Origin of the sequence: Pantoea sp. Lu_F5_004 (genome assembly GCF_051136245.1) — a bacterium.
Lineage (GTDB): Bacteria > Pseudomonadota > Gammaproteobacteria > Enterobacterales > Enterobacteriaceae > Pantoea > Pantoea agglomerans.
The window spans coordinates 1232800-1257938 of sequence record NZ_CP194946.1 but is presented as its reverse complement, the minus strand read 5'-3'; the positions used below and the strand labels follow the sequence as shown (position 1 = coordinate 1257938).

The 25139-nt window shown below is 57.8% G+C and carries 24 protein-coding genes; 9 read left to right on the top strand and 15 right to left on the bottom strand.

Annotated features, from left to right (window positions below; genetic code table 11):
• Positions 1-19 precede the first annotated feature (19 nt).
• Positions 20-799: an AraC family transcriptional regulator gene (locus ACR8BN_RS05995; RefSeq protein ID WP_430018770.1), complete on the bottom strand. Its 780-nt coding sequence runs from the start codon at positions 797-799 to the stop codon at positions 20-22.
• A gap of 97 nt (positions 800-896) precedes the next feature.
• Between ACR8BN_RS05995 and ACR8BN_RS05990 the strand changes: the two genes are divergently transcribed.
• Positions 897-1796, top strand: coding sequence for a DMT family transporter (locus ACR8BN_RS05990; protein ID WP_434747408.1), 900 nt, complete (start codon positions 897-899; stop codon positions 1794-1796).
• On the opposite strand, the gene ACR8BN_RS05985 is transcribed toward ACR8BN_RS05990, so the two are convergent.
• Both ACR8BN_RS05985 and tctD read right to left on the bottom strand, forming a co-directional pair.
• Complete coding sequence (locus tag ACR8BN_RS05985; protein WP_434747407.1) at positions 1777-3165, bottom strand: sensor histidine kinase; 1389 nt, start codon at positions 3163-3165, stop codon at positions 1777-1779. The two genes, ACR8BN_RS05990 and ACR8BN_RS05985, sit on opposite strands and share 20 nt — an antisense overlap.
• Complete coding sequence (gene tctD, locus ACR8BN_RS05980; RefSeq protein WP_434747406.1) at positions 3156-3827, bottom strand: transcriptional regulator TctD; 672 nt, start codon at positions 3825-3827, stop codon at positions 3156-3158. The genes ACR8BN_RS05985 and tctD overlap by 10 nt, the downstream gene beginning before the upstream one ends.
• 120 nt (positions 3828-3947) lie before the next feature.
• Between tctD and ACR8BN_RS05975 the strand changes: the two genes are divergently transcribed.
• The 4 genes from ACR8BN_RS05975 to flk all read left to right on the top strand — a co-directional run bounded on the left by ACR8BN_RS05975 (position 3948) and on the right by flk (position 8051).
• Positions 3948-4928 (top strand): Bug family tripartite tricarboxylate transporter substrate binding protein, encoded by a 981-nt coding sequence (locus tag ACR8BN_RS05975; RefSeq protein WP_039388599.1) that lies wholly within the window; start codon positions 3948-3950, stop codon positions 4926-4928.
• Positions 4929-4940: 12 nt separating this feature from the next.
• Positions 4941-5372: a tripartite tricarboxylate transporter TctB family protein gene (locus tag ACR8BN_RS05970; RefSeq protein WP_039388427.1), complete on the top strand. Its 432-nt coding sequence runs from the start codon at positions 4941-4943 to the stop codon at positions 5370-5372.
• A 10-nt stretch (positions 5373-5382) separates the two neighbouring features.
• Complete coding sequence (locus ACR8BN_RS05965; protein WP_064703774.1) at positions 5383-6888, top strand: tripartite tricarboxylate transporter permease; 1506 nt, start codon at positions 5383-5385, stop codon at positions 6886-6888.
• A gap of 113 nt (positions 6889-7001) precedes the next feature.
• Positions 7002-8051, top strand: coding sequence for a flagella biosynthesis regulator Flk (gene flk / locus ACR8BN_RS05960; protein ID WP_010671443.1), 1050 nt, complete (start codon positions 7002-7004; stop codon positions 8049-8051).
• A 1-nt stretch (position 8052) separates the two neighbouring features.
• Here the strand turns inward: flk and ACR8BN_RS05955 are convergent, their stop codons facing one another.
• The gene (locus ACR8BN_RS05955; protein WP_031590582.1) at positions 8053-8496 is read right to left on the bottom strand and encodes a rhodanese-like domain-containing protein; all 444 of its coding nucleotides are present in this window, start codon (positions 8494-8496) and stop codon (positions 8053-8055) included.
• 87 nt (positions 8497-8583) lie between these two features.
• Here ACR8BN_RS05955 and ACR8BN_RS05950 point away from each other — a divergent pair, with 87 nt between their 5' ends.
• The gene (locus tag ACR8BN_RS05950; RefSeq protein ID WP_434747405.1) at positions 8584-10008 is read left to right on the top strand and encodes a PLP-dependent aminotransferase family protein; all 1425 of its coding nucleotides are present in this window, start codon (positions 8584-8586) and stop codon (positions 10006-10008) included.
• Between the two features lie 85 nt (positions 10009-10093).
• On the opposite strand, the gene fabB is transcribed toward ACR8BN_RS05950, so the two are convergent.
• Positions 10094-11314: a beta-ketoacyl-ACP synthase I gene (gene fabB / locus ACR8BN_RS05945; RefSeq protein ID WP_010257968.1), complete on the bottom strand. Its 1221-nt coding sequence runs from the start codon at positions 11312-11314 to the stop codon at positions 10094-10096.
• Positions 11315-11468: 154 nt separating this feature from the next.
• Between fabB and mnmC the strand changes: the two genes are divergently transcribed.
• Positions 11469-13475: a bifunctional tRNA (5-methylaminomethyl-2-thiouridine)(34)-methyltransferase MnmD/FAD-dependent 5-carboxymethylaminomethyl-2-thiouridine(34) oxidoreductase MnmC gene (gene mnmC / locus ACR8BN_RS05940; RefSeq protein ID WP_434747404.1), complete on the top strand. Its 2007-nt coding sequence runs from the start codon at positions 11469-11471 to the stop codon at positions 13473-13475.
• Between the two features lie 33 nt (positions 13476-13508).
• Here mnmC and ACR8BN_RS05935 read toward each other — a convergent pair whose 3' ends face one another.
• Genes ACR8BN_RS05935 through prmB form a run of 6 tightly spaced genes read right to left on the bottom strand, consistent with a single transcriptional unit; the run spans position 13509 to position 18095 of the window.
• On the bottom strand, positions 13509-13793 hold the full coding sequence (locus tag ACR8BN_RS05935) for a YfcL family protein (protein ID WP_010257960.1): 285 nt from the start codon (positions 13791-13793) through the stop codon (positions 13509-13511).
• Positions 13794-13825: 32 nt separating this feature from the next.
• Positions 13826-14371 carry an elongation factor P hydroxylase gene (locus ACR8BN_RS05930; RefSeq protein ID WP_003854284.1) on the bottom strand — a complete coding sequence of 182 codons (546 nt, stop codon included), beginning with the start codon at positions 14369-14371 and terminating at the stop codon, positions 13826-13828.
• Between the two features lie 19 nt (positions 14372-14390).
• Positions 14391-15194 carry a sulfite exporter TauE/SafE family protein gene (locus ACR8BN_RS05925; RefSeq protein WP_031590579.1) on the bottom strand — a complete coding sequence of 268 codons (804 nt, stop codon included), beginning with the start codon at positions 15192-15194 and terminating at the stop codon, positions 14391-14393.
• A gap of 8 nt (positions 15195-15202) precedes the next feature.
• The gene (gene mepA, locus ACR8BN_RS05920) at positions 15203-16027 is read right to left on the bottom strand and encodes a penicillin-insensitive murein endopeptidase (protein WP_010257953.1); all 825 of its coding nucleotides are present in this window, start codon (positions 16025-16027) and stop codon (positions 15203-15205) included.
• Between the two features lie 4 nt (positions 16028-16031).
• Positions 16032-17117, bottom strand: coding sequence for a chorismate synthase (aroC, locus tag ACR8BN_RS05915; protein WP_010257950.1), 1086 nt, complete (start codon positions 17115-17117; stop codon positions 16032-16034).
• A gap of 45 nt (positions 17118-17162) precedes the next feature.
• Positions 17163-18095 carry a 50S ribosomal protein L3 N(5)-glutamine methyltransferase gene (prmB, locus tag ACR8BN_RS05910; RefSeq protein WP_039388414.1) on the bottom strand — a complete coding sequence of 311 codons (933 nt, stop codon included), beginning with the start codon at positions 18093-18095 and terminating at the stop codon, positions 17163-17165.
• Between the two features lie 159 nt (positions 18096-18254).
• Here prmB and smrB point away from each other — a divergent pair, with 159 nt between their 5' ends.
• Positions 18255-18803 (top strand): endonuclease SmrB, encoded by a 549-nt coding sequence (smrB, locus tag ACR8BN_RS05905; protein ID WP_031590577.1) that lies wholly within the window; start codon positions 18255-18257, stop codon positions 18801-18803.
• Positions 18804-18832: 29 nt separating this feature from the next.
• Here smrB and sixA read toward each other — a convergent pair whose 3' ends face one another.
• The 4 genes from sixA to ACR8BN_RS05885 all read right to left on the bottom strand — a co-directional run bounded on the left by sixA (position 18833) and on the right by ACR8BN_RS05885 (position 23401).
• On the bottom strand, positions 18833-19315 hold the full coding sequence (gene sixA / locus ACR8BN_RS05900) for a phosphohistidine phosphatase SixA (protein ID WP_434747403.1): 483 nt from the start codon (positions 19313-19315) through the stop codon (positions 18833-18835).
• A gap of 224 nt (positions 19316-19539) precedes the next feature.
• Positions 19540-21636 carry a fatty acid oxidation complex subunit alpha FadJ gene (gene fadJ / locus ACR8BN_RS05895; RefSeq protein ID WP_425034897.1) on the bottom strand — a complete coding sequence of 699 codons (2097 nt, stop codon included), beginning with the start codon at positions 21634-21636 and terminating at the stop codon, positions 19540-19542.
• A complete protein-coding gene (gene fadI, locus ACR8BN_RS05890) occupies positions 21636-22946 on the bottom strand; it encodes an acetyl-CoA C-acyltransferase FadI (RefSeq protein ID WP_137229677.1) in 1311 nt (436 codons plus the stop codon). The genes fadJ and fadI overlap by 1 nt, the downstream gene beginning before the upstream one ends.
• Before the next feature lie 158 nt (positions 22947-23104).
• Positions 23105-23401: a YfcZ/YiiS family protein gene (locus ACR8BN_RS05885; protein WP_010671435.1), complete on the bottom strand. Its 297-nt coding sequence runs from the start codon at positions 23399-23401 to the stop codon at positions 23105-23107.
• Positions 23402-23759: 358 nt separating this feature from the next.
• On the opposite strand from ACR8BN_RS05885, the gene fadL reads away from it, so the two are divergent.
• Positions 23760-25043 (top strand): long-chain fatty acid transporter FadL, encoded by a 1284-nt coding sequence (gene fadL / locus ACR8BN_RS05880; RefSeq protein ID WP_010671434.1) that lies wholly within the window; start codon positions 23760-23762, stop codon positions 25041-25043.
• The last annotated feature ends 96 nt before the right edge of the window (positions 25044-25139 follow it).

Sequence of the window (25139 nt, the reverse complement as noted above, 5' to 3'; positions counted from 1 at the left end):
TCTGGCACAAAGCGACGTGTTAGCCTAACCGTGCACGGTAGCGTTCGGGCGTGGTTCCCGCCTGTTGCTGGAACATCACAATCAGTGCCGAAGCTGAACTGTATCCCAGCTCATGGGCGATGCTCTGCACGCTTTCCCCCTGCTCCAGCAGCACAATGGCGCGCAGAAACCGCAGCCGCTGCCGCCACTCGCCAAAGGTCATATGAAGTTGCTGCTGGCAGCGCCGCGCCAGCGTCCTTTCGGTGGTAAAGACTCGCCCCGCCCAGCCCGCCAGCGTGGTGTTATCGCCCGGATGCGCTTCCAGCGCATGTAATACCGGCGCGAGAAATTTATCGTCAGAGGTGGGCAGATAACTCTCCTGTACCTGCGCCAGCTGCAGGCGATCGCGCAGCACCTCGCACAGCCGCCACTGCGCATCCGTTTCGGGTTGCTCGATTTGCTGCTCAGCAAACTCACCCATAATGGCATGTGCAATGGGATCGACCAGCAGCAGGCAGGCGCGCCGGGGCAGATCGGCGCATAACGGGGCCGCCAGATTAAAAGTACGGAACTGTGCCTGACGATGGTTATAGCTACTGTGAAGCTGACCCGGAGGGATCCAGACCGGAATATCTGCCGGTGTCAGCAATCGTTCACCCTCGACCTGCATCTCCAGTACGTGGCTTTTCACCATAATCAGCTGACCCCAGGCATGCGCATGCGGCAGATATTCGGTGCGGGCATTGGCCTGTTCGTAACGCATAAAGTAGCGCAGCTGCGGCGCGTCAGGGGGCGGCTGGTAGATCACTTTCAGGGTCATTCTGTCCGCTCCACAACTAATTTTGTCCGATATTAACTATCTGAATAAATCCGGACAAGCGTACACTGCGCCTCATTATGGCGTGTGGAGAGTCAGCATGTTTTTCCTATACCCGCTCTTTGCGGTAATAATCTGGTCGATCAACTCAATTGTCAGCAAACTCTCGGCGGATGCGATCGATCCGGCGGCGATCTCATTCTACCGCTGGTTGCTGGCTCTGCTGGTGCTGACGCCCTTTGTGCTGCCCGGCGTCTGGCGCACGCGTCAGGTCATTAAACCGCACCTCTGGCGGCTGGCGATCCTTGGCCTGCTCGGCATGGTGCTCTATCAGAGTCTCGCCTACTACGCAGCACAAAGTGTCAGCGCACTCTTTATGGGCATTATCGGCGCCCTCATCCCCCTGCTCACCGTGCTGCTGAGCGTGGTGATCCTGCGGATTGCGCCGACGCTCGGCATCCTGCTCGGCAGCATCATCTCCTTTACCGGTCTGGTGTGGCTGGTCAGTGAGGGCAACGTGATGCAACTGCTGAATCACGGTCTGGGTAAAGGTGAACTGCTGATGCTGGCCGCCTCCGCCGCCTATGCGCTGTATGGCGTGCTGACACGGCGCTGGGCACTGCCGCTGCCGATCTGGCAAAGTCTGTATGTGCAGATTTTATTTGGTGTCGTGCTGCTGTTGCCTGGTTTTCTGCTGGCCCCCGAGGTGGCGCTTAACCGGCACAACCTGCCGCTGGTGGCCTTTGCCGGTCTGTTTGCTTCGATCATCGCGCCATTCCTGTGGATCCACGGTGTGCAGCGTCTGGGTGCCAGCACCACCAGTATCTTTATGAATCTGATCCCGGTATTTACCGCGGTGATCGCGGTGATCTTCCTGCATGAGCAACTACACAGTTACCACTGGATTGGCGGCGGTCTGACGCTTGGCGGTGTAATACTGGCGCAGCGGCTGCGCACACCGCTCACCCGAACAAAACCGGTCAACCTGCGTCGGCAGTAAACCATACCGTCACGCGCAGCCCGCCCAGTTGCGGGCTGCGATCCAGCTGCATACGGGCACCATGCCAGGCACAGATATCCTGTACCAGCGCCAGCCCAATGCCGGCACCCGACTGCACGCCGACATTATCCAGCCGCTGAAAGGGCTGTAACGCCTTCAACTGCTCTGCCCCGGAAATGCCTGGCCCGTTGTCCTCGATTTCCAGCTTTCCCGCCACCACCCGCGCGGTAACGATACCGTGATGCGGAGTATATTTAATGGCGTTGTCCAGCAGGTTGGCACACAGCTCGCCGAGCAGCACGCCGTCCCCGATCACCTCACTGCTCTCATCGCCCTCATAGCCGAGATCGATTTGTCGGGTGCGCGCCGCCGTGTAACGGCTGAGACAGGCTTCACGCACGATGACCGCCAGATCGACCCGCATCATCGGCTTATCTTCACCGTGACGTGCCTTGATACGCGCCAGCTGCAGCAGCCGATCGGTGAGTAAGATGGTCTCATCCAGTGTATGACGCATACCATGAAGACTCTCCTGCCACTGCTCGGGTCGTTCACTGCTGAGCGCCACGCTCACCTGGGTTTTGAGGATAGTGAGCGGCGTGCGCAACTGATGTGCTGCGTCTGCGCTGAAGCGATCCTGACGCGCCAGCAGGCCGCGCAAACGCTCCAGATAGCGGTTAAAGGCGATGATCAGTGGTTGCAGTTCTGACCATGGCAGCGAGGGCAACGGGGTTAATTCTCCGCCGTCGCGCTGTAATACAATCCGTGACAGACGCCGCAGCGGGCGTAACACCCGACGCAGCATCAGGCTGGCCAGCAGCAACGTCATCAGCACCAGCCCGCTCTGGCTGATCAGCGCGGTACGCATCAGCCCGCGGGCAAACTCCTGGCGTGAATTGACCGTTTCCGCCACCAGTACCAGCGCCATACCGTCGACGCCCGCCTCGCTCACCGGTTGCCACAGTGCCGCTACCCGAATGCGATGCTGGTGATAACGCCCGTCATAAAAGTGCACCAGCGCCGGGTAAGCGGTCGACATTGCGCTGGCGGGGGGAATCGGCGGCAGGTCGTCGTAACCGGACAGCGTCTTTCCCTGTGGGGAGATCACCTGATAAAATAACTGGTCATTCATGTTGCGTTCGAAACTGTCCAGCACCACCCAGGGAACATCGACTTCCAGATGATGCTGGCGCACTACCAGCCGTTCTGCCACGGTGCGCGCCGAGGCCAGCAGCGAGCGATCGTACGCCTGATTAGCGGCCGCCAGCCCGCTCTGATAATGGGTGTAAACCGACAGCGCCCACAGCAGCAGCAGCGGCAGGCCGAGCCAGGCGAGCAGCTCGCCGCGCAGTGAATGGATCAACCGCACGGCAGCATTTCCAGGCTGTACCCGAGTCCGCGTAACGTCACGATGGCGACATCGCTGCCCGCCAGTTTTTTCCGCACCCGATGGACATACAGCTCAATACTCTCCGGGCTGGCCTCATCCGCCAGGCTAAAAGTCTGTTCATACAGATGCTGACGGGAAACCGGCCGGCCGTGGCGCTGCATCAGCGTAGTCAGAATGCTCGATTCACGCGGCGTCAGCGCCAGCGACCGGTCGCCCAGCATGAAATAGCCTTCGCCATCCAGCACCAGCTGGCCCAGCGACTGCGTTTGCGCAGCCTGGTTCTGGCTGCGTCGCAGCAGCGCCCGTAGCCGCGCTTCCAGTTCATCCAGTTCAAAAGGCTTGGTCAGGTAGTCATCCGCCCCGAGGTTCAGGCCGCGAACCCGATCGTCCAGCGCACTGCGCGCTGTCAGCAGCAAAACGGGCACGCTCTGTCCGCGTCGCCGCAACCGCGTCAGCACCTCCAGCCCATCGATGCGCGGCAGTGAGACGTCCAGCACGACCAGCGCATAGGCTTCACACTGCAAGGCGTGATCGGCGGCGACACCATCTGCCACCCAGTCAACGGCAAAGCCTTTTTGCGTCAGCGCTTTCTGCAGCCAGCGCGCCAGGTCAGCCGTATCTTCCACCAGTAAGAGACGCATATCACATCCTGTCATTAAATCCGGGCAGTGAAAGGTAAATGAAAGGTAATTGTTTTAACAATTCAGCAACGCCAATAGTTCGGCAGCAATCACACTCTGGAAGAATGAATGGAGCCTACGATGAAAAAAATAATCCATACCGCCCTGACTACCGCTCTGCTGGCACTGATGGTGCCTGCTGCAACCGCCGCCGACGGTCCAGGTCGTACTGAATGTATTGCACCGGCCAAACCGGGTGGCGGTTTTGACCTCACCTGTAAGTTGTTGCAGGTTTCGCTGCAGGAAACCAAACAGATTGAGACGCCGATGCGCGTCACCTATATGCCCGGCGGCGTCGGCGCGGTTGCCTATAACGCAATTATTGCCCAGCGCCCGGCTGAAGCCGGCACGGTAGTCGCCTTCTCGGGCGGCTCGCTGCTGAATCTGTCGCAGGGAAAATTTGGCCGCTACTCAGTTGATGACGTGAAGTGGCTGGCAGCGGTGGGCACTGATTACGGCATGGTGGCAGTCCGTGAGGATGCGCCGTGGAAAAACCTCGGTGAACTGATGGCGGCGATGAAAGCGGATCCAACCAAAGTGGTAGTCGGAGCCGGGGCTTCTATCGGCAGCCAGGACTGGATGAAAACAGCGCTTCTGGCACGAGAAGCCGGTATCGATCCACGCAAGATGCGCTATGTCGCCTTTGAAGGCGGCGGAGAGCCGGTGACGGCACTGCTCGGCAATCATATTCAGGTGGTCTCCGGCGACATGAGTGAAATGGTACCGCATCTGCAGGGCGGCAAAATGCGGGTACTGGCGGTCATGTCCGATCAGCGCCTGCCGGGCCAGCTGGCACAGGTACCTACCGCCAAAGAACAAGGCTTCAATATCGTCTGGCCGATTATTCGCGGCTACTACCTCGGACCCAAAGTCAGCGACGCCGATTATCAGTGGTGGGAGCAGGCCTTCAAAAAAATGGTGGATACCCCGGAATTCAAAAAGCAGCGTGATATGCGTGGGCTGTTCGAATTCAACCTGTTCGGACAGGAACTCGACAGCTACGTGAAAAAGCAGGTGGCGGATTACCGTGAGCAGGCAAAATCATTTGGCCTGGCCAAATAACAGGAGCACATCATGAGCGATCGTATTTTTGCGGGCCTGTGGCTGGCGCTCTGTCTTGGCGGCATGGTGGTGGCCTGGCAAATTCAGAGCGAATACAGCTATGAGCCGGTGGGGCCGCGGCCCTTCCCGATGGCGATTCTCGGCCTGATGGCGATCTGTGCCCTGCTGATGCTGTTCCGTAAACCCGACACCATTCACTGGCCTTCACGCAGCACGCTGAAACGGCTGGTCGCGCTGGCGCTGATGATGCTGCTGTATGGCTGGTTTTTTGAAACACTGGGCTTTGCCATCTGCACCACCCTGCTGACCTTCGGTATCGGTCTGCTGTTTGGCGCGCGCTGGTGGGCAGCAGCGCTGGCCGGGCTGGTGATGGGCAGCACGCTGTTTTACGCCTTTGATCGCCTGCTGGAAGTGACCCTTCCGGTCGGCAGCTGGCTGAGTTAAGGAGAGCATCATGGATACCTGGTCCTTTTTAATGCAGGGCTTTGCCGTCGCCATGACGCCAGAGAACCTGCTGATTGCCCTGATTGGCTGCTTTATCGGCACCATCGTCGGCCTGCTGCCGGGTCTTGGCCCGATTAACGGCGTGGCGATTCTGATGCCGCTGGCCTTTGCGCTGCACTTACCGGCGGAATCTGCGCTGATTCTGCTGGCAACGGTCTACATCGGTTGTGAATATGGCGGACGTATCTCCTCTATCCTGCTTAACGTACCCGGTGACGCCGGCGCAATCATGACCGCGCTGGATGGCTATCCGATGGCACAACAGGGCAAGGCGGGCGTCGCTCTGTCGATTTCGGCGGTCAGCTCCTTTATCGGTTCTACCATTGCCATTATCGGCATTATTCTGTTCGCTCCGCTGCTGGCAAGCTGGTCGCTGGCCTTTGGTCCGGCAGAATATTTTGCCCTGATGGTGTTCGCTATCGCCTGTCTTGGCAGCATGATGAGCCATAATCCGCTGAAATCGTTCCTCGCCGCGCTGATTGGGCTTGGAATGGCCACGGTGGGCGTTGATGCCAATACCGGCGTCTACCGCTTTACCTTTGACAGCGTTCATCTTTCCGACGGCATTCAGTTTGTGGTGGTGGTGATTGGCCTGTTCTCGGTCAGTGAAATTCTGCTGATGCTGGAGTCGACCAGCGGCGGGCAGAAAGCGGTTCGGGCCAGCGGACGCATGATGTTCAATATGAAAGAAGCGGCAATGGTGACCGGCGCCACGCTGCGTTCCTCTTTCATTGGTTTCTTCGTCGGGGTACTGCCGGGTGCCGGTGCAACCATTGCCAGCGCCATCGCCTATATGACCGAGAAGAAGATCAGCGGCAGCGATCAATTTGGTAAAGGCGATATTCGCGGTGTGGCTGCGCCGGAAGCAGCAAACAACGCTTCCGCCTGTGGCTCCTTTATCCCGATGCTGACGCTGGGGATCCCCGGCTCGGGCACGACTGCGGTGATGGTCGGCGCGTTGACGCTGTATAACATCACGCCAGGACCGGCGATGTTTGTTGAACAGCCTGATATCGTCTGGGGTCTGATTGCCGCTCTGTTAATCGGCAACGTGATGCTGTTGATCATGAATATCCCGATGATCAACGTTTTCGCCCGTATGCTGACCATTCCCCTCTGGTTCCTGGTACCGGCAATCGCCGCCATCTCGGCCGTTGGTGTTTACGCGGTACATAGCACTACCTTCGATCTGCTGTTGATGGTCGGGCTGGGGATCTTCGGCTATATCCTGCGTAAGATGGATTTTCCGATGTCGCCATTGATTCTGGGCTTTGTGCTGGGTGAAATGCTGGAGCAGAACCTGCGTCGTGCGCTGTCGATCAGCAACGGGAATATGGTCATCCTATGGGAAAGCCTGATTTGCAAAGTACTGCTGGTGCTGGCGATTGCCGTGCTGGTCGTGCCGCCAGTCTGGAAACGCTGGCGTCGTCATCGTCTGAAGCTGGCAGAAGAGTAAATCTCCCGCCGAAACGCGTGCGCCCCCGTGGGATTTCCCGGGGGCTTTTGCTATCATGGCCTATTCATTTTCCGGCGCACCCCACGCTGTTCTGTTTTCCCAAGGAATCCGCCATGCAACCACTCAGCGGCCCCGGTGTGCCGGTCGGCGATCGTTCATCTGTCAATCCACAAACTGGCGTAACGCGTCACGGTTCAGTGGCCGGTGAACAGCCCCTATCCCCTGCGCAGCGCACGACGTTAGAACGCCTGATCGTGCGTATCTCATCGCTCAGTAATCTTAAAGCGCCTGAACTGTGGGCGGGTGTACGCCATGAAGTGGGCGTAAAGAGTGAAGCAGAGTTGCAGTCGCGTCATTTTCCGGCAGCGGAACAGTACCTTAATGGCCGCCTTACGCAGACGCAAAATGGGCATGCCACACGCCAGCTGATGACCCAGCTCACCGATCTGCTGCCGAAAGGGAATAACCGTCAGGCCGTCAGCGATTTTATCCGTCAGCAATTTGGTCAGACCGTACTGAGCGCGCTGAGCCAGGATCAGCTGCGCCAGGTGCTGACGATGCTGCAGAACGGGCAGATGACGATTCCTCAGCCGCAGCAGATCCGCGTTAGCGATCGCACGCTGCTGCCTGCTGAACACCATACGCTGAATCAGCAGGTGGTACGCCTGGCCGCTGCCACTGGCGAATCCACCGGTAAGCTGTGGACGGCTGCGCTGAAACTGGTGAATCTGACCAGCGGTGATCCCATCCCGTCGCGCCACTTCCCGCTGCTGACCCAGTATCTGCAGGTGCGTCAGACGCTGAGTCAGCACAGCGCACCGACGCTGCAATTGCTGGAAGCGTCCCTGAAACAGCCGCTTGATCAGCAGGAGCGGCAGCAACTGGAGGACTATAGCCAGCAGCGTTTTCAGGCGACACCACAGACGGTGCTCACCGTAACGCAGACCCAGGATCTGCTGAACTTCCTGTTCAGCCGTCGCGCCGACCGGGCAGAAAAACTTCTCGAACAGCCGCTGGCTGCCAGCGAGATTAAACCGCAGCCGATCTGGTCGCCCTTTGTCGCCTCGCTGCCGCCCGCGATTCAACCTCTGGCAGAGCGCCCCCTGCTGGGTTTCTTTGTCGCACTGGTCGTCATCACCCTTTTACTCTGGCTGGTCCTCTGAGTTAACAGCCACAGAATGCTTTGGGCGCGGCGACTGGCCATTCACCCGGAGCATCACCCCAGGTCAGCGGATGACCGTCACGTTTCCAGAAATCCAGCCCGCCAATCAACTCCTTTACCTGAAATCCCAGCGAGGCCAGTTTCCAGGCCGCTTTCGTCGAGCCGTTACAGCCAATGCCGTCACAATACGTGACATAAACTTTGCTGCGCTCGAGCCGGGCCGTGGTAGTGGCATCCATCTCGCGATGCGGAAAGCTTATCGCGCCGCAAATATGCCCGGCGCGATAAGCCTCCGGCGCGCGAGCATCGATTACCACGATATCCGGGATTTGCCGCTCCAGATCTTCCGCCAGATCCCAGGCATCGGTGTAAAAAGCGAGTTTTGCCTGCAGATAGTCGTGGCTTTGCTGCGGGGTGGCGGCCGGAATTCGTAAAACCGATGACATAGTGATTCTCCTGTTGTGGTGAGTCTGCAGTTTACGGCAAAGTGGACTGCTTACTGATACCCATTCTCCATCAGGTATAAGACCCATATGTCTGCTCCGTTACTACAACTTTTCCAGCATCAGACCAGTGGTGGCGTGCGCGAGCGGCTCTGCTCTACTTTGCGACTGGCGATCAACCGGCACCATCTGCATGCTGGTCAGCAGTTGCCGTCCAGTCGGCAGCTGGCGCAGGATCTGCGTCTGTCACGTGTGACGGTGGAAGCGGCCTACGGACAGCTGGAGAGTGAAGGCTATCTGCGACGCGAAACCGGTCGCGGTACTTTTGTTGCCATCATCATCCCCACCCACTCATCATCATTACCTGCCCGGCCTCAGCCCGTCCGTTTCTCGGCGCGGGGCCAGCAGGTACTGGCAACCGGTGGCTGTCAGGATCCCCCTTTTCCTCATGCGTTCGCCGCCGGTTCACCGGAGTTACGCGCTTTTCCCCACGACACCTGGCGACGCCTCGGCAGCAGCGTGCAGCGTTCACTGGGGAGCGCCGCAATGGGATATGGCGATCCCTGCGGCTACCTGCCGTTACGCAGCGCACTCGCGGATTATCTGGCGCTTTCCCGGGGCGTGGTATGCCAGCCGGAACAGGTGATCATTCTGACCAGTTCACAACAGGCACTGCAGTTACTGGCAATGATGTTCGTCGATCCCGGTGATGAGGTATGGATGGAGGAGCCGGGCTATCCTGGTGCGCGTAACGCCTTTCTGGCTGCCGGCGCACAGGTGCGCGGGATTGGGGTCGATGCCGAAGGTGCCATCCCCGCCAGCGGCAGTGCAAAGCTGATGTACCTGACGCCATCGCATCATTATCCTGGCGGCGTGACGCTGAGCCTGGCGCGACGCCTGGCGTGGCTGGAGTGGGCGCAGTATAACCGGTGCTGGCTGATCGAAGACGATTATGACAGCGAATTTCACTACGACGAACGTCCTATCCCTGCGCTACAGGGACTGGATCGCCATCAGCGGGTGATTACGCTGGGTACCTTCTCGAAGTCGCTGTTTCCCTCACTGCGGCTGGCCTGGATGGTGGTCCCGCCCGCGCTGATTACCCCCATAGGCCAGGCACGCAGCGTGCTGGATGGACACAGCGCCCTGCTGCCGCAGGCTGTCACCGCCGCCTTTCTGCAACAGGGACATTTCGCCAGCCATCTGCGGCTGATGCGTCAGCTCTATCGCAGCCGTCGCGATCTGCTGCTAACGCTAATCGCTCAGCAACTGTCGCCGTGGATCACGCCGATTGCCAGCGGCGGCGGGTTACAGGTAACTGTCAGACTGCAACAGGATGAAGCGCGATTAACCGCACTGGCGGCTCAACAGGGTCTGCTGCTGCCGCGTCTGAGCCCGCTCTATGCCGGGTCTTCGTCTCAGCAGGGCTGGATGCTGGGCTTTGCCGCACTGACGCCTGACGAGATTGTGGCAGGATGCGATACATTGCTGCGGCTGCTGCAGCGGGAGGGCTAAAACGGAGGGTTGAACGAGGTAACGCGGATGGGCTGTAAAACAAAAAGGGCCGGCAAGCCGGCCCTTCAGAGTGCTGACGTAATAATTACGCCTGATATTTACGCATGGTCAGCGTGGCGTTGGTGCCGCCAAAACCAAAGCTGTTAGACATCACGGTAGTCAGCTCTTTTTCCATCGGCTCAGTGACGATGTTCATACCGGTTGCTGCCGCGTCAAGCGAGGTGATGTTGATGCTTGGCGCGATAAAGCCATGCTCCAGCATCAGCAGCGAGTAGATCGCTTCCTGCACGCCAGCCGCACCCAGAGAGTGGCCGGTCATCGCTTTCGTTGCTGAGATGTATGGCGTGTTATCGCCAAACACTTCACGAATCGCACCCAGCTCTTTCACATCACCCACCGGGGTAGAGGTTCCGTGGCTGTTCAGATAGTCAATTGGGGTATCGACACCGTGCATCGCCATCTTCATGCAGCGCACTGCGCCTTCACCTGATGGAGCAACCATGTCTGCACCGTCTGAAGTGGCACCATAACCGACGATTTCGGCATAGATATGCGCACCACGTGCCAGCGCATGCTCCAGCTCTTCAACGACGACCATGCCACCGCCACCGGCGATAACAAAGCCGTCGCGCTCATTGTCATAAGTGCGTGACGCTTTTTCAGGCGTGTCGTTGTAACGGGTAGAGAGCGCGCCCATGGCGTCGAACTCACAGGCCATTTCCCAGCACAGCTCTTCGCCGCCACCTGCGAAAACGATATCCTGTTTGCCAAGCTGGATCTGCTCAACGGCGTTACCGATACAGTGCGCAGAGGTGGCACAGGCTGAGCTAATCGAGTAGTTTACGCCATGAATTTTGAATGGCGTTGCGAGGCAGGCAGAGACGCCAGAGGCCATCGCTTTGGTGACCACATAAGGGCCAACCGCTTTCAGGCCGCGTGGGCTGCGCATTGCATCAGCACCAAATACCTGGAAACGAGGGGAGCCGCCGCCTGAACCCGCAATCAGACCCACACGTGGGTTGCTCTGATACGCTTCAGCGCTGAGGCCAGAATCTTTAATCGCTTCTTCCATGGAAAGATAAGCATAGATGGACGCATCACTCATAAAGCGCACAACTTTGCGATCGATGAGGCCGGTGGTATCTAATTTAACGTTACCCCAGACGTGACTACGCATGCCGGAATCTTTCATCTCTTCAGAAAAGGTGATGCCAGAGCGTCCTTCACGCAGAGATGACAGCACCTCCTGCTGGTTATTACCAATACTGGAAACGATCCCTAAGCCAGTAATCACAGCACGTTTCATTCAATCTTCCTCATCCACTTCTTCTTAATTGGCATGCACTCTAGCGTACACTTGTACGCCGAACAAGTCCGATCAGCTATTTCCTTTTGTAAATTTGCGTCATGTCACGCGGGTCGCTAGAATCGCGCCACTGCCTGAAAAACGAGCCTTTACCGTGAAATTGACCCCGGTTGAACATGCAAAGCTAAACTGGAATGAACAGGGTACACCTGTTTCCCGAGCGTTTGGCGATGTCTATTTCTCTAATGACAACGGTCTGGAAGAGACACGCTATGTCTTCCTTGGCGGCAACGGTTTTCCCCAGCGTTTTGCTGAGCATCCGCGCGATCTGCTGATCGTGGCGGAGAGCGGTTTTGGCACCGGTCTCAATTTCCTGACGCTGTGGCAGGCGTTCGATGCGTTTCAGCGCGAACAGCCCGACGCCACTTTAAAACGTCTGCATTTCATCAGCTTTGAGAAATTTCCGTTAACCCGTGAAGATTTAACCGCAGCGCAGCAGCACTGGCCCGAACTGGCCCCCTGGGCGGAGGCGCTGCAGGCGCAGTGGCCCGCTGCCCTGCCCGGCTGTCAGCGTCTGCTGTTTGATGGCGGCCGCATCACGCTCGACCTGTGGCTGGGCGATATTAACCTGCTGATGGGTCAGCTGGATGAGAGCCTGAATCGTCAGGTGGATGCCTGGTTCCTGGATGGGTTCGCGCCCTCAAAGAACCCGGATATGTGGACGCCGGAGCTGTTCGGCATGATGGCAAAACTGGCGCGGCCGCAGGGGACCTTCGCGACTTTTACAGCTGCAGGTATTGTCCGGCGCGGTCTGCAGCAGGCGGGCTTTGCGGTCATTCGCCGCAAAGGATTTGGCCCGAAGCGCGAAATGCTATGCGGGCCGTTGCAGGATGCGCCTCCGCTGCCCGCCGCGCAGCCCTGGTATCATCGTCAAGCTGCGGAGCAGCGTGATGTGGCCCTGATTGGCGGTGGCGTCGCCAGTGCCACCCTGGCGCTGGCACTGCTGCGTCGCGGCTGGCGGGTAACACTTTATTGCGCCGATGAGGCGCCCGCGCTGGGCGCATCCGGCAATCGTCAGGGAGCGCTCTATCCGCTGCTCATTCAGCACGACCCGGCGCTTGCCACTTTTTTCCCCTCGGCCTTCAGCTTTGCCCGGCGGCTCTATGATCAACTAACCGTCACCTATGAGCATCACTGGAGCGGGGTGCTGCAGCTGGGCTGGGATGAGAAAAGCCGTAAGAAGATCGATCAGATGCTGGCGATGGACCTGCCTGAAATCATCGCCTGTGGCGTCGATGTGGCAGAAGCTGAAAAACTGGCAAATGTTGAACATGGCTGTGGCGGCATTTTCTATCCGCAAGGCGGCTGGCTCTCACCGGCAGAGCTGACCACCGCGATGCTGGCGCATGGCGAGACCCAGGGATTGCGCATTCACTGGCTGCACCGGGTGAGCACGCTTTCCCGGGAGGATGATCACTGGACGCTGACGTTCAGCGATCGTCCGGCGGTGCGTCATCCGACCGTCGTACTGGCAAACGGTCATGCGATTGCCGACTTTGCGCAAAGCGCCCCGCTGCCGACCTATCCGGTGGCCGGTCAGGTAAGCCATGTTCCCTCCACGCCCGGCCTCAACGCGCTGCAAACGGTGCTCTGTTACGACGGCTATCTGACCCCTGTCAGCCCGCAGTTTGGTACGCACTGTATCGGGGCCAGCTATCACCGCGGCGATACCGCAACCGCGTATCGGGAAGAGGATCAGCAGGAGAACCGCAGCCGCCTGCTGCATTGCCTGCCTGACAGCAGCTGGGCCGAAACGGTGGATATCAGTGATGGAGAGGCAAGAATGGGGGTGCGCTGCGCTACCCGGGATCACCTGCCGATGGTGGGCGGCGTGCCGGATTATGCTGCTACGCTGGCGCAGTATGCTGATTTACCAGCACAGCAGGCAGCAGGCGGCGATATCGCTGACGCACCCGACCTTGCGGGCTTGTATCTGTTTGGGGCGCTGGGATCGCGCGGCCTGTGCAGTGCGCCGCTGGCGGCCGAAGTGCTGGCAGCTCAGCTGGCGGGCGAGCCGCAGCCTCTGGATGCCAGTACCCTGGCAGCACTCAATCCGAATCGTTACTGGGTGAGGAAATTACTGAAGGGAAAAGCCGTTTAGCGGACGCTAAGGGCGGCATGCCGCCCTGCACCATTACGCGGAGAGCTGGCGTGCCTGAACAAACAGGTTATCCCACATCCCGACCACTAATGCCTGGTCGCGCGGCGAGAGTTCTCCGGCAGCTATGGCATTTTGCAGACTGCGGGTCACCTGAATCTGCAGCGCTTCTGGCGTATGTTCGCCCAGTTGCTCCACTTCAGCGACGGCCAGTGTCAGATGCCCGCGCAGATAACCGCTGGCGAACAGCTCATCGTCACTGGCATGCTCGACCATGTCGTCAATCAGGGCCAGAATACGCGCTTCAAATTCTGCGATCATCTCAATTCCTCTTTTAATAATGCCGTTCTGCATCACAGATCGTCCGGCCAGGGAAACTGCGATGCTGTTAATGAAGGCCTGCCATAAAATTCCGCCAGGGCGGTAATAAAACGCGCGGGACGGTCGGGAATGCCCGACGTCAGATAGCTCATGACCTGAGCATGCACTTTACGCTGGAACGCAATGCGATCCGGCTCACAATCTCCGTCGAGATTGTCACAACTCACGTTGAAGGGAAAGCCTGCCGCCGTACAAAACATCCATTCCAGCGCCTGTGGCTTCACTTCCACCGCTTCAAACTGACTCTGGGTCAGCGCATCGCGGCCATCCGGACAGTACCAGTAGCCAAAATCGACCAGTTTGCGGCGCGCTTCACCGGCGATGCACCAGTGAGAGATCTCATGCAGGGCGCTGGCATAGAAGCCGTGAGCAAAGACCACACGATTCCACGGCGATTCGGCATCAGCAGGAAGATAGATCGGTTCATCATCGCCTTTAATTAGACGGGTCTGAAATTCATCGCTGAAACAGCGATCAAACAGCGTGATCAGCTGTTCATAATGATGTGTCGGGTTCATGACGGTATCAGGTTTTAGGTTACGATTGCAGCGTGGCAAGCCAGGCCATAACGGCGCTGCCATGGCTGTCCCACAGTAATTTAATGCTCATGACGGCAGACACAATCACCACCATCGGGCGGATCAGCTTCTGTCCGCGGCTCAGCACCAGTCTTGCGCCCAGACGCGCGCCGCAGAAAGCGCCGAGCATCATGATCAGGCCGGTTCCCCACACCACTTTGCCGCCGAACATAAAGAACAGCAGGCTGCCGAGGTTCGAGGTGAAATTGAGGACCTTGGCATGGGCGGTCGCTTTGGCAAGGTTGTAGCCGCAGAGCGTGACGAAAGCCAGCGCATAAAAAGAGCCTGCGCCCGGTCCGAAAAATCCGTCATAGAATCCCACAGCCCCGCCGCCGACCAGCGCATAGGCCAGACCATGCAGGCGACGCGCCTGATCCACTTCGCCGAGGCGCGGCATCAGCAGGAACCACAGACCGATAGCGATTAAAAACAGCGGCAGCATCTGGCGCAGGAAATCCGCCTGCAGGCGCTGAATCAGTATCGCGCCCAGCACGGAACCCAGCAGCGTCATGGCAATGTTCAGCCACTGTTCATTCAGATTGACCGCACCACGCCGGATAAAGTAGAGACTGGCGGAAAACGATCCACCGACCGATTGCAGTTTATTGGTCGCCAGCGCCTGGGCCGGAGAGAGGCCCGCCGCCAGCAACGAAGGTACCGTAAGTAATCCCCCGCCACCCGCGATTGAATCAATAAAACCGGCGAGCATGGCGATTAAAAACAGCAGCCCGACGAGCAGCGGGCTGACCACAAACCAATCCATGGAATCCCTTACAGTAGATGTTTATCCAGCAGGGCCTGACAGGCAGGCGGTAATGGCGGCGGCTCACGTTTCACCGGCGCGCCCGAACCAGGCTGTTTCGGCAGGAACCAGCTCTGCAGCTCTGCGCCACAGCCATCGCCAGCAGGCGGTGCGGGCTGATCTTCACAGCCAATGCTGCCCGCCGGGCAGCGCAGGCGCACATGCATATGGGCCCGGTGAGCAAACCACGGGCGCACTTTACGCAGCCAGTCACGATCGTTACCTGCATCGGCACAAAGCTGCTTTTTAATCGCCGGATTGACGAAGATGCGTGTCACATCATCATCTTTGGCGGCCAGTTTAATCAGGCTATCAATTTCCGGCTGCCAGTGACGCGCAATAACATTTTTGTCACCCGGCCCGACCAGATCGAGCGGCTGCGGCTTCAGCAGTTGCTGGGCGCTCCAGCGGGTTTTCGGCAGTTGCAGCCAGATATCGACATCCAGCCCGGTCTGATGACTGGCGTGACCGCTGCTGAAACGTCCGCCTGCTGCCATGCCCATGTCACCAATCAGCACGTTGCCCAGTTGCAGGTTATGCACCTGCGTACTGAGCCGCTGAATAAACTGAATCAGATCGGGATGACCAAAGTAGCGCCGCTGATCCTGACGCATCACCTGATAGTGCGGTGAATTCAGCGGCAGCGCCTCGGCGCCAACAATACAGCCGTTGGCAAAGCCGCCGATTGACTGCGGTGCGCCGGTGATCGGCTGCTGGATGCGTTGCCACGGCGTCGCCGCCAGGCTGGAGGCGCTGATTAACAGCGCACTCAGGGTAAGCAGAAGAGCCTTCATGGCATCACCAGCGCGGTACGGAGCTGTTAACGTCACCGTTCTGCGCCCGCTGGCGCAGCAGATGATCCATCAGGACGATCGCCATCATCGCCTCGGCGATCGGCACTGCGCGGATCCCGACGCAGGGATCGTGGCGGCCTTTAGTGATCATCTCCACTTCTTCGCCGTCGCGGGTAATGGTTTTACCCGGCACGGTAATGCTGGAGGTCGGTTTCATCGCCAGATTGGCGCTGATGGTCTGGCCGCTGCTGATACCGCCCAGAATACCCCCGGCGTGGTTGCTCTGGAAACCATCGTGGCGGATCTCGTCGCGATGCTGACTGCCGCGCTGGTTAACCACCGCAAAGCCGTCACCGATTTCAACGCCTTTAACGGCATTGATGCTCATCAGCGCATGCGCCAGATCGGCATCCAGTCGGTCAAATACCGGCTCGCCCAGGCCTGGCGGCACGTGATCTGCCATGACTGTGACTTTAGCGCCAATGGAGTCGCCCTCTTTTTTCAGGCCGCGCATCAGTTCATCCAGCGCCTCCAGCTTGTCCGCATCCGGGCAGAAGAACGGATTCTCTTCCACGATGCTCCAGTCTTTCAGCTCACAGGCGATGTCACCAATCTGTGACAGATAGCCGCGCACCACCACACCGTGTTTCATCTGCAGGTATTTCTTGGCTATCGCACCGGCCGCCACGCGCATCGCGGTTTCGCGCGCCGACGAGCGGCCACCGCCACGATAGTCACGCTGACCATATTTCTGCTCATAGGTGTAATCAGCATGGCCCGGACGGAAGAGATCTTTGATAGCGCCGTAATCCTGCGAACGCTGATCGGTGTTCTCAATCAGCAGGCCAATCGAGGTGCCGGTGGTCACCCCCTCAAACACACCGGACAAAATTTTCACCTGATCCGGCTCGCGGCGCTGCGTGGTATAGCGCGATGTGCCAGGGCGGCGGCGATCAAGATCATGCTGAATATCCGCTTCGGTCAGCGGAATGCCTGGCGGCACGCCGTCAACGATACAGCCCAGCGCAAGCCCATGGGACTCGCCAAAGGTCGTTACTCGAAAAAATTGCCCGATGCTGTTTCCGGCCATGCTATTTCCTTCTCAGGGTTCCGCGGGCGATGCTTCGCCCCATTTTTAGTCTTTGTAAAAAGAGAAATGGTGTTGTGCGTCGACAATCTGCTGGCGCGTCAGCGTAAAGACGCCGTCACCGCCGTTGTCGAATTCCAGCCAGGTAAAGGGCACATCGGGATACTGCTCGATCATGTGCACCATACTGTTACCCACTTCGCAGACCAGGACGCCCTGCTCGCTGAGATAATCCGGTGCACAGGCCAGAATGCGACGCACCAGCTTCAGGCCGTCGCTGCCTGCCGCCAGCCCCAGCTCTGGTTCGTGGCGATATTCGTTCGGCAGATCATCCATATCTTCCGCATCAACATACGGTGGATTGGTGACGATCAGATCATATTTCAGCGGTGGCAATTCGCGGAACAGGTCAGCGCGAATCGGCGTAACCTGATGAATCAGGCCATGTTCTTCAATGTTCTGCTCGGCAACCGCCAGCGCACCGGTAGAGATATCCACCGCGTCCACTTCCGCTTCCGGGAAGGCATAGGCGCAGGCAATCGCGATACAGCCGCTGCCGGTACACATATCCAGAATATGATGGGGTGGCGTGCTGACCAGACCGGCAAAGCGGTTCTCAATCAGTTCGCCAATCGGTGAACGCGGCACCAGCACGCGCTCATCAACAAAGAACTCGTGGCCGCAGAACCAGGCTTTATTGGTCAGATAGGCGACCGGAATGCGCTCGTTAACGCGACGAATGACGCGCTCGACGATCAGAAGACGTTCGCTGGCGGTAAGACGCGCATTGCGCATATCTTCAGGAATATCCAGCGGCAGCCAGAGTGACGGCAGGACCAGTTGAACGGCTTCGTCCCAGGGATTGTCTGTGCCATGTCCGTACCAGATTCCGGCAGCGGAAAAGCGGCTGACCGCCCAGCGCAGCATGTCCTGAATGGTGTGCAGTTCGTTCACTGCCTCATCGACGAAAATTTTGTCCACGTAGCCCTCCGCAGGCCTTTTGCTAAATCGGCCAGTAGTGTGCCATGAAGCCGGGGAGAATTCAGCGCAGCGAGGTGAAAAAGCTGACATTTAATGACGCTTAACGGTAAGGTATCGGCTCTGCTGTGTGACAGCCTTTTCTGATATGACTGACCTGCCATGAGTAAAAAAACACCACTAAGCCCGGATGACCAGGCGCTGTTTCGCCAGTTAATGACGGGGACACGCCAGTTGAAACAGGACACGTTTGTCCACAAAGCGCCGGTTAAAACCCGCCAGATCCCGGTAAAGCGTCTGCTTTCAGAGCAGGCGGACAACAGTCATTACTTTTCGGATGAGTTTCAGCCGCTGCTCTCAACGGAAGGTGCCACCCGTTATGTGCGCGCCGATGTCAGCCATTTTGAGCTGAAAAAATTACGTCGTGGCGACTATACGCCAGAGATTTTCCTCGATCTGCACGGCTTAACGCAGCAGCAGGCCAAGCAGGAGCTGGGGGCACTGATCGCCGCCTGCCGCCGTGAACATCTGTTCTGCGCCAGCGTCATGACCGGTCATGGAAAGCATATTCTGAAGCAGCAGACGCCGCTGTGGCTGGCCCAGCATCCGTGGGTGATGGCTTTTCATCAGGCACCCAAAATGTTCGGCGGTGACGCCGCGCTGCTGGTTTTGATTGAGATTGAGGAGTGGCAACCGCCTGAATTGCCCTGAGAGGGGCCGGAATGATCGGCCCACAGACGTCAGATTGCTTTAGCCAGCTTTTTGGGACTGACATGCCACAGCAGTTTACCGGCACTCGCCGCGGGATCGAATTCCACGCAGGCAATAGCGGAAGTGGCAAACATTGGCGGTGCTTCCTGCGGGCACAGTTCAGAGACTAAATACCCCACCAACGGTAAATGTGAGATCACCAGAGCCGATTTCACCCCTTCATTCGCCAGGGCCTGCAGATAGCACCCGACCATCTCCGGATCGCCGCCCGGCGTTAATTCCGGCAGAACGTCCTGGCTTTCCGGCAGGGGAAAGGCTTCACGCACGGTCGCGAGCGTTTGCTGCGCGCGTAAATAGGGACTCACCAGGACACGCTCAATGTCCGGCGTCTGGCTGTTAAGCCAGTTGGCCATCTGACGTGATTCATTGCAGCCACATAAGGTTAAAGGCCTGACTGAATCACTGGCTGCTTCCAGAGCCGCATCGCCGTGACGCATGATAAAAACTTGCATAAAGCACCGCTGTTGTTTGTCGACATCGCCCGACGCGTAGCGCCTGACTCTTCACTCTGCGAATGAACGCTGTGTTTTACCCTAATGGCTTTAGTATAGTCAACCGGTTGTTTATTAAATAAGCACTTCTCAGAATCATGCTGCGCCGCACACTCTGGCGGCGCTTTTCTAAGCCGCTGAATCGGATTGGTTATTCCATTTTCAGCAGAAATGTAAAATTTCGTCTATTTTGCAGCCGCCTGAATCAGCGCCTCACAGGGTGTGAATCGTTCGCCATGCTGCTGCGCAAGCCGGGTTAATCTGTTGACCACGTCCGCCGCGCCCAGTTTGTCCATGTAGTGGAACGGGCCGCCTAAGAAAGGCGGAAAGCCGATGCCAAACACCGCACCAATATCCCCATCGCGGGCGCAGCGAACCACCTGCTCATCAAGACAGCGTGCAGCTTCGTTCAGCATCATCATCACGCAGCGTTCAGCAATCTGCGCTTCGCTCTGCCTGGCCTGCGGCGAGACTTTCAGCAACGTATACAGCGAAGCGTCCGGTTTTTTACGCTGCCAGCGCGGCTGGTCATAGCGATAAAAGCCTTTGCTGTTTTTACGTCCCTTGCGGCCATCTTTCAGCACCGCATCAAAAGCGGCTGGCGCGGCAAAGCGTTCACCATAAGCCTGATACAGGATGGGACTGATTTTGCTGCCAACGTCGATACCGACCTCATCCAGCAGCTGAATCGGGCCGACCGGGAAACCAAACTTCACCAGCGCCCGATCAATATGGTCAATCGGCTCGCCCTCCAGCAGGCAGCGCATCGCTTCATTTATATAGGGCGTCAGGATGCGGTTAACATAGAAGCCAGGCTTGTCCGCCACCACAATCGGGGTTTTACCCTGGCTGCGCGCCAGCGTCACAATCGTCACCAGCGTCGCGGTAGAGGTATTCAGATGAGGAATCACCTCCACCAGCGGCATTTTCTCTACCGGACTGAAATAGTGCAGCCCGATGACGTTCTCAGGACGCTGGGCGCCGGCGGCGATCGCCTCAATCGGCAGCGAAGAGGTATTGGAGGCAAACAGCGTATGCGGCTGACAGTGTGCCTCCACTTCGCTGACCATCTGCTGCTTCAGGGCTAAATCTTCAAATACGGCTTCAATTACCACGTCGCGCTGTGAGAAGCCCTGATAATCGATGCCGCCCGTGATACTTGCCATCTGCTGCTGACGCTGTGCCGGAGTGAGCTGGCGGCGTTTAACCTTTTTGCTCAGCAGTTCCCAGCTGGTTTTCAGCGCATGGTTCACCCCTTCCAGGCTGATATCTTTAATGCGTACCGGCAACCCGGCGTTGATTGCAGTGACGCTGGCGATGCCGCCGCCCATCAGGCCGCCGCCGAGGATACCAACACGCTTAACGGTGCCGGGTTCCGCTTCACCGCCCCGCTCCTTTTTCATAGCCGTAGTCGCGAAAAAGATCCCGCGCAGCGCAACCGATTCTGGCGTCATCGCCAGCTCACCAAAAGCGCGTGCTTCAGCCTCATGTCCGGCCCGACTGCCCTGCTCCAGCCCGATGCGTACCACCTCAATAATGCGTTTTGCCGCCGGATAGTTACCCTGTGTTTTGGCTGCGGTCTGTCGGGTCGCCAGCGCAAACAGCGCCTGACGGCCAACCGGACCATGCAGCAGACGATCGCGCAGCGGCAGCGTTCGTCCACTAACCTTGCCCTTTTTCACCCGGGCGATGGCGGTCTCCAGCAGAATCGCCTGCGGCACCGCGTCATCGACCACGCCCAGCTTACGGGCCTGTTTCGCCCGCAGGGCTTTGCCGGTCAGAATCAGTGGCAGCGCCTGCTGCACGCCGATTAAGCGTGGCAGCCGCTGAGTGCCGCCAGAGCCTGGCAGTAAGCCGAGCTGCACCTCCGGCAAACCGAGGCGGGTTTTATCATCCAGCGAGCAGATACGGGCATCACAGGCCAGCGCCAGTTCCAGTCCGCCTCCCAGGCAGGCGCCGTGGATCGCCGCGACCACCGGGAACGGCAGCGCGTCAAGCGCAGCCATCACTTCCTGGCCCTGTTTTGCCAGCGCTTCGGCTTCCTGCGCGCTCTTACAGCGGTCAATCATGCTGATGTCTGCGCCCGCGATGAAGTTGTCCGCTTTGCCGGAAATCAGCACCAGGCCAGCCAGTTGCGGATCGCGCCGCGCCTCCGCAATGATGGCGGTGATGTGCCCGGCAAATTCCGCTTTCAGGGTGTTCATCTTCTCACCAGGGACATCGATCGTAATGATGCCAACGTGATCCAGTCGCATCTTCAGATGAAACGCATTCTGCTCCATTATTCGGCCTCCAGAATCATTGCCGCACCCAGGCCGCCTGCCGCACAGGCCGTGACCAGTCCTAACCCGCCACCGCGACGGCGTAATTCATTCAGCGTCTGGGTGATCATGCGCGCACCCGTGGCGGCAAAAGGATGACCATAGGCAATCGATCCTCCCAGCACGTTAAAGCGCTCTTCATTCACTTCGCCCAGCGCGTGTGGCCGATTCAGCACCTCACGGGCAAAGCGCTCGTCGCGGAACATTTGCAGGTTGCTCAGTGTCTGGGCAGCAAATGCTTCATGCATATCGATCAGCGTCAGATCGGCCAGGGTTATGCCGGCGCGATCCAGTGCCAGTGGTGAAGCGTACGCCGGGCCCAGCAGCATATCCTGCTGCACACCAATGGCGGTAAAGGCGTAACTGCGCAGATAGCCCAGCGGCCTGATGCCCAGTTCGCGGGCGCGGCCCTCGCGCATCAGAATCACTGCCGCCGCGCCGTCGGTGAGGGGCGTGCTGTTGGCCGCGGTGACGCTGCCGTGCTGGCGATCAAATGCCGGACGCAGTCGGGCGTAATCCTCCGCTTTGGCATTCATCCGCACGTTATTGTCCTGATCGATGGCGCTTTTCCACGGCGGCACAAAGGCTGCCATGACTTCCTGATTCAGTACCCCGGATTGCCAGGCCCTGGCGGCATGCTGATGGGATCGCAGCGCCAGCGCATCCTGTGCTTCGCGAGTGATGCCGTGACTCTTAGCCATCTGCTCCGCAGTGTCGCCCATGCGCAGGCCGGTCGAATACTCCGCCACTGCGGGCGGGACCGGCAGCAGATCACGCGGACGCAGACGCCGCAGAATGTGCAGTTTTTGACCGAAGCTGCGGGCTTTATTGAGATCCACCAGCGCGCGGGCCAGCGTTTTACTGACCCCAATCGGCAACACCGACGAAGAGTCTGCGCCTCCGGCGATACCGGCAGAGATGGTGCCCGCCAGCAGACTTTCTGCCACATTCGCTACCGCCTGAAAGCTGGTGGCGCAGGCACGGCTGACGCTGTAGGCGTCGGTATGCACACTCAGCCCGCTGCTTAATACAATTTCACGCGCAATGTTCGGCGCTTCCGGCATCTGCACCACCTGCCCAAAGACCAGTTGCTCGATCACCTCAGCCGGCAGTTCACTGCGCGCCATTAATTCGCTGACCACCATGCGTCCCAGCTCAATGGCGGGAATACCATGAAAGCCGGTCGCCTGGCGTAAGAAAGGGGTGCGTAATCCGTGGGTTATTGCGATGCGTTCACCATCACGCGTCAGCAGCGGCTGCGCTTTGCTCATTGTTCTCACCTGTGGCTGGGACTGTGGCATCATTGCCTGAAGAGGTCTGACCTGATCAGTGTTAACCACAAGCGGGTGAGCCGCCAATATCGGAAGGGAAAAAGTGCGAAGGGAAACACGAAAATGAAAAACGCCGCAGTGACGCGGCGTAATGATACTTAACGCAAACCGAGCTGAAAAATCATGGTTTCAGCCTGGCAGCTGAAGGTGAAATCGATATCCAGCTGCACACCCTGATCCACTTCGCTGAAACGCGATTCAATCAGACAGGGTTCCGATTCAACCTCGCGGGCACGTTCGGTCAGTTGCGCTAATTTCGCTTCCGCATCGGCACGCTGAGCAAACCATTCTGACCAGCTGGCGGTGCAATCGGTGTTATCCATTACCGTGCCGACATCAACACAACAACAGGCTGCGGTTTCGGTCGCACTGCATTTTTTAATGGCATCAGTCATTTCATTCTCCAGACCAGCAATTGCATAGGTTGAGCGATTTTATGGACGAAATCTTACCTGCTCGCTGAAAGATGCGCCACGCACCTGTTGCTAAGTGACGAATATCACAATAAAAATTGATCCAGAACAAACTGGAATGGTTATGCTGTCCAGGATCAGGGGCTTTTTGTTATGCAGATCGAATTTTAAGCGATCAAACCTGAAATATTTTAAAAACAATATTGCAACATGCACACAGGTCGGACCTATACTCTCCGCACTGGTCTGATATGTGCGCTTTACATCAGTCCCTACAATCCGCCGTCCTTTGTTACGCGACGTTATAGCGTTAAATAATAATTCACATGAGGTTGTGGTCATGAACCATAAAAACCTGTTTGCAAAGTCAGCCGTGGCGGCTGCAGTGGCGCTTGTTTCTTCCCACGTTTACGCTGCTGGGTTTCAGTTAAATGAATTCTCTTCGATTGGTTTAGGTCGCGCATATTCAGGCGAAGGGGCAATGGGTGATACCGCGGCGTCTGCCAGCCGTAACCCGGCGACAATGGCGTTAATGGATCGCCCGGAATTTTCTATCGGGGCCGTCTATATTGCGCCGGATGTAAATATCAGTGGTCGCAGTCCCAGTGGTCGCAGCCTGGATGCAAATAATATTGCCCCTAATCAGTGGGTACCCAATATTCATTATGTCCAGCCCATCAACGATCAGTGGTGGATTGGCGCATCTGCAACCTCAAACTACGGCTTAGCAACAGAGTTTAATAATGGCTACACCGCTGGCGGTTACGGCGGTAAAACTGACCTGATGACCGGCAATTTAAATCTCAGCACTGCTTATCGCTTTAATGAACATTTTAGTGCAGGCATCGGTTTTGATGCGGTTTACGCTAAAGCCAAAATTGAGCGTTATGCCGGTGAGTCAGGCGCGAGGCTGGGGGTTCCGGCTGATACGCAGGTTGCCCATCTGAAAGGCGATGAGTGGGGTTACGGCTGGAATGCTGGCATCCTGTATGAAGTGGATGAAAATAACCGCTTCGGCTTTACCTATCGTTCAGAAGTGAAAGTCGACTTTGATGGCGATTACAAAAGTAATCTCTCATCCCGGCTGAATGCGGTGAATAATCCGGAAGTGTCAGGCGTACCTTTTGGCACCAACGGCACCACCGTTCCAGGCGCGTTAACGCTGAATCTGCCAGAGATGTGGGAAGTGTCGGGCTGGCATAAAGTGGCACCGCAGTGGGCAGTTCACTACAGCATGGCTTACACCAGCTGGAGCCAGTTCCAGGAGCTGAAAGCCACTGGCTCTAACGGCCAGACGCTGTTCTATAAAGATGAAAGCTTCCACGATGCCTACCGTATTGCACTGGGCACAACCTATTCCTACGACAAGAACTGGACCTTCCGTACCGGTATTGCGTTTGATGACAGCCCGGTTCCGGCCGATAAGCGCTCTATCTCCATCCCGGACCAGGATCGTTTATGGCTGAGTGCCGGTACTTCTTATGCCTTTAACGATGATGCCTCGGTGGATTTAGGCATCTCTTATATGCACGGACAGAAAGTCACGGTGAAAGAAGGTCCTTATACCTTTACCTCTGAAGGCAAGGCCTGGCTCTACGGCGCGAACTTTAACTATAAGTTCTGACTGGATGGTACGAACAAAAAGGGCGACTCTGGTGAGTCGCCCTTTTTTGTGGCCGTGGATTGCTTAATGGCTCAGGGAGCATACGCCCTGCCCAAA

Coding starts and splice junctions, on each gene's coding strand:
- ACR8BN_RS05995 (WP_430018770.1), bottom strand. CDS start 799: ATGACCCTGAAAGTGATCTACCAGCCGCCCCCTGACGCGCCGCAGCTG.
- ACR8BN_RS05990 (WP_434747408.1), top strand. CDS start 897: ATGTTTTTCCTATACCCGCTCTTTGCGGTAATAATCTGGTCGATCAAC.
- tctD (WP_434747406.1), bottom strand. CDS start 3,827: ATGCGTCTCTTACTGGTGGAAGATACGGCTGACCTGGCGCGCTGGCTG.
- ACR8BN_RS05975 (WP_039388599.1), top strand. CDS start 3,948: ATGAAAAAAATAATCCATACCGCCCTGACTACCGCTCTGCTGGCACTG.
- ACR8BN_RS05970 (WP_039388427.1), top strand. CDS start 4,941: ATGAGCGATCGTATTTTTGCGGGCCTGTGGCTGGCGCTCTGTCTTGGC.
- ACR8BN_RS05965 (WP_064703774.1), top strand. CDS start 5,383: ATGGATACCTGGTCCTTTTTAATGCAGGGCTTTGCCGTCGCCATGACG.
- flk (WP_010671443.1), top strand. CDS start 7,002: ATGCAACCACTCAGCGGCCCCGGTGTGCCGGTCGGCGATCGTTCATCT.
- ACR8BN_RS05955 (WP_031590582.1), bottom strand. CDS start 8,496: ATGTCATCGGTTTTACGAATTCCGGCCGCCACCCCGCAGCAAAGCCAC.
- ACR8BN_RS05950 (WP_434747405.1), top strand. CDS start 8,584: ATGTCTGCTCCGTTACTACAACTTTTCCAGCATCAGACCAGTGGTGGC.
- fabB (WP_010257968.1), bottom strand. CDS start 11,314: ATGAAACGTGCTGTGATTACTGGCTTAGGGATCGTTTCCAGTATTGGT.
- ACR8BN_RS05935 (WP_010257960.1), bottom strand. CDS start 13,793: ATGATCGCAGAATTTGAAGCGCGTATTCTGGCCCTGATTGACGACATG.
- ACR8BN_RS05930 (WP_003854284.1), bottom strand. CDS start 14,371: ATGAACCCGACACATCATTATGAACAGCTGATCACGCTGTTTGATCGC.
- ACR8BN_RS05925 (WP_031590579.1), bottom strand. CDS start 15,194: ATGGATTGGTTTGTGGTCAGCCCGCTGCTCGTCGGGCTGCTGTTTTTA.
- mepA (WP_010257953.1), bottom strand. CDS start 16,027: ATGAAGGCTCTTCTGCTTACCCTGAGTGCGCTGTTAATCAGCGCCTCC.
- aroC (WP_010257950.1), bottom strand. CDS start 17,117: ATGGCCGGAAACAGCATCGGGCAATTTTTTCGAGTAACGACCTTTGGC.
- smrB (WP_031590577.1), top strand. CDS start 18,255: ATGAGTAAAAAAACACCACTAAGCCCGGATGACCAGGCGCTGTTTCGC.
- sixA (WP_434747403.1), bottom strand. CDS start 19,315: ATGCAAGTTTTTATCATGCGTCACGGCGATGCGGCTCTGGAAGCAGCC.
- fadJ (WP_425034897.1), bottom strand. CDS start 21,636: ATGGAGCAGAATGCGTTTCATCTGAAGATGCGACTGGATCACGTTGGC.
- fadI (WP_137229677.1), bottom strand. CDS start 22,946: ATGAGCAAAGCGCAGCCGCTGCTGACGCGTGATGGTGAACGCATCGCA.
- ACR8BN_RS05885 (WP_010671435.1), bottom strand. CDS start 23,401: ATGACTGATGCCATTAAAAAATGCAGTGCGACCGAAACCGCAGCCTGT.
- fadL (WP_010671434.1), top strand. CDS start 23,760: ATGAACCATAAAAACCTGTTTGCAAAGTCAGCCGTGGCGGCTGCAGTG.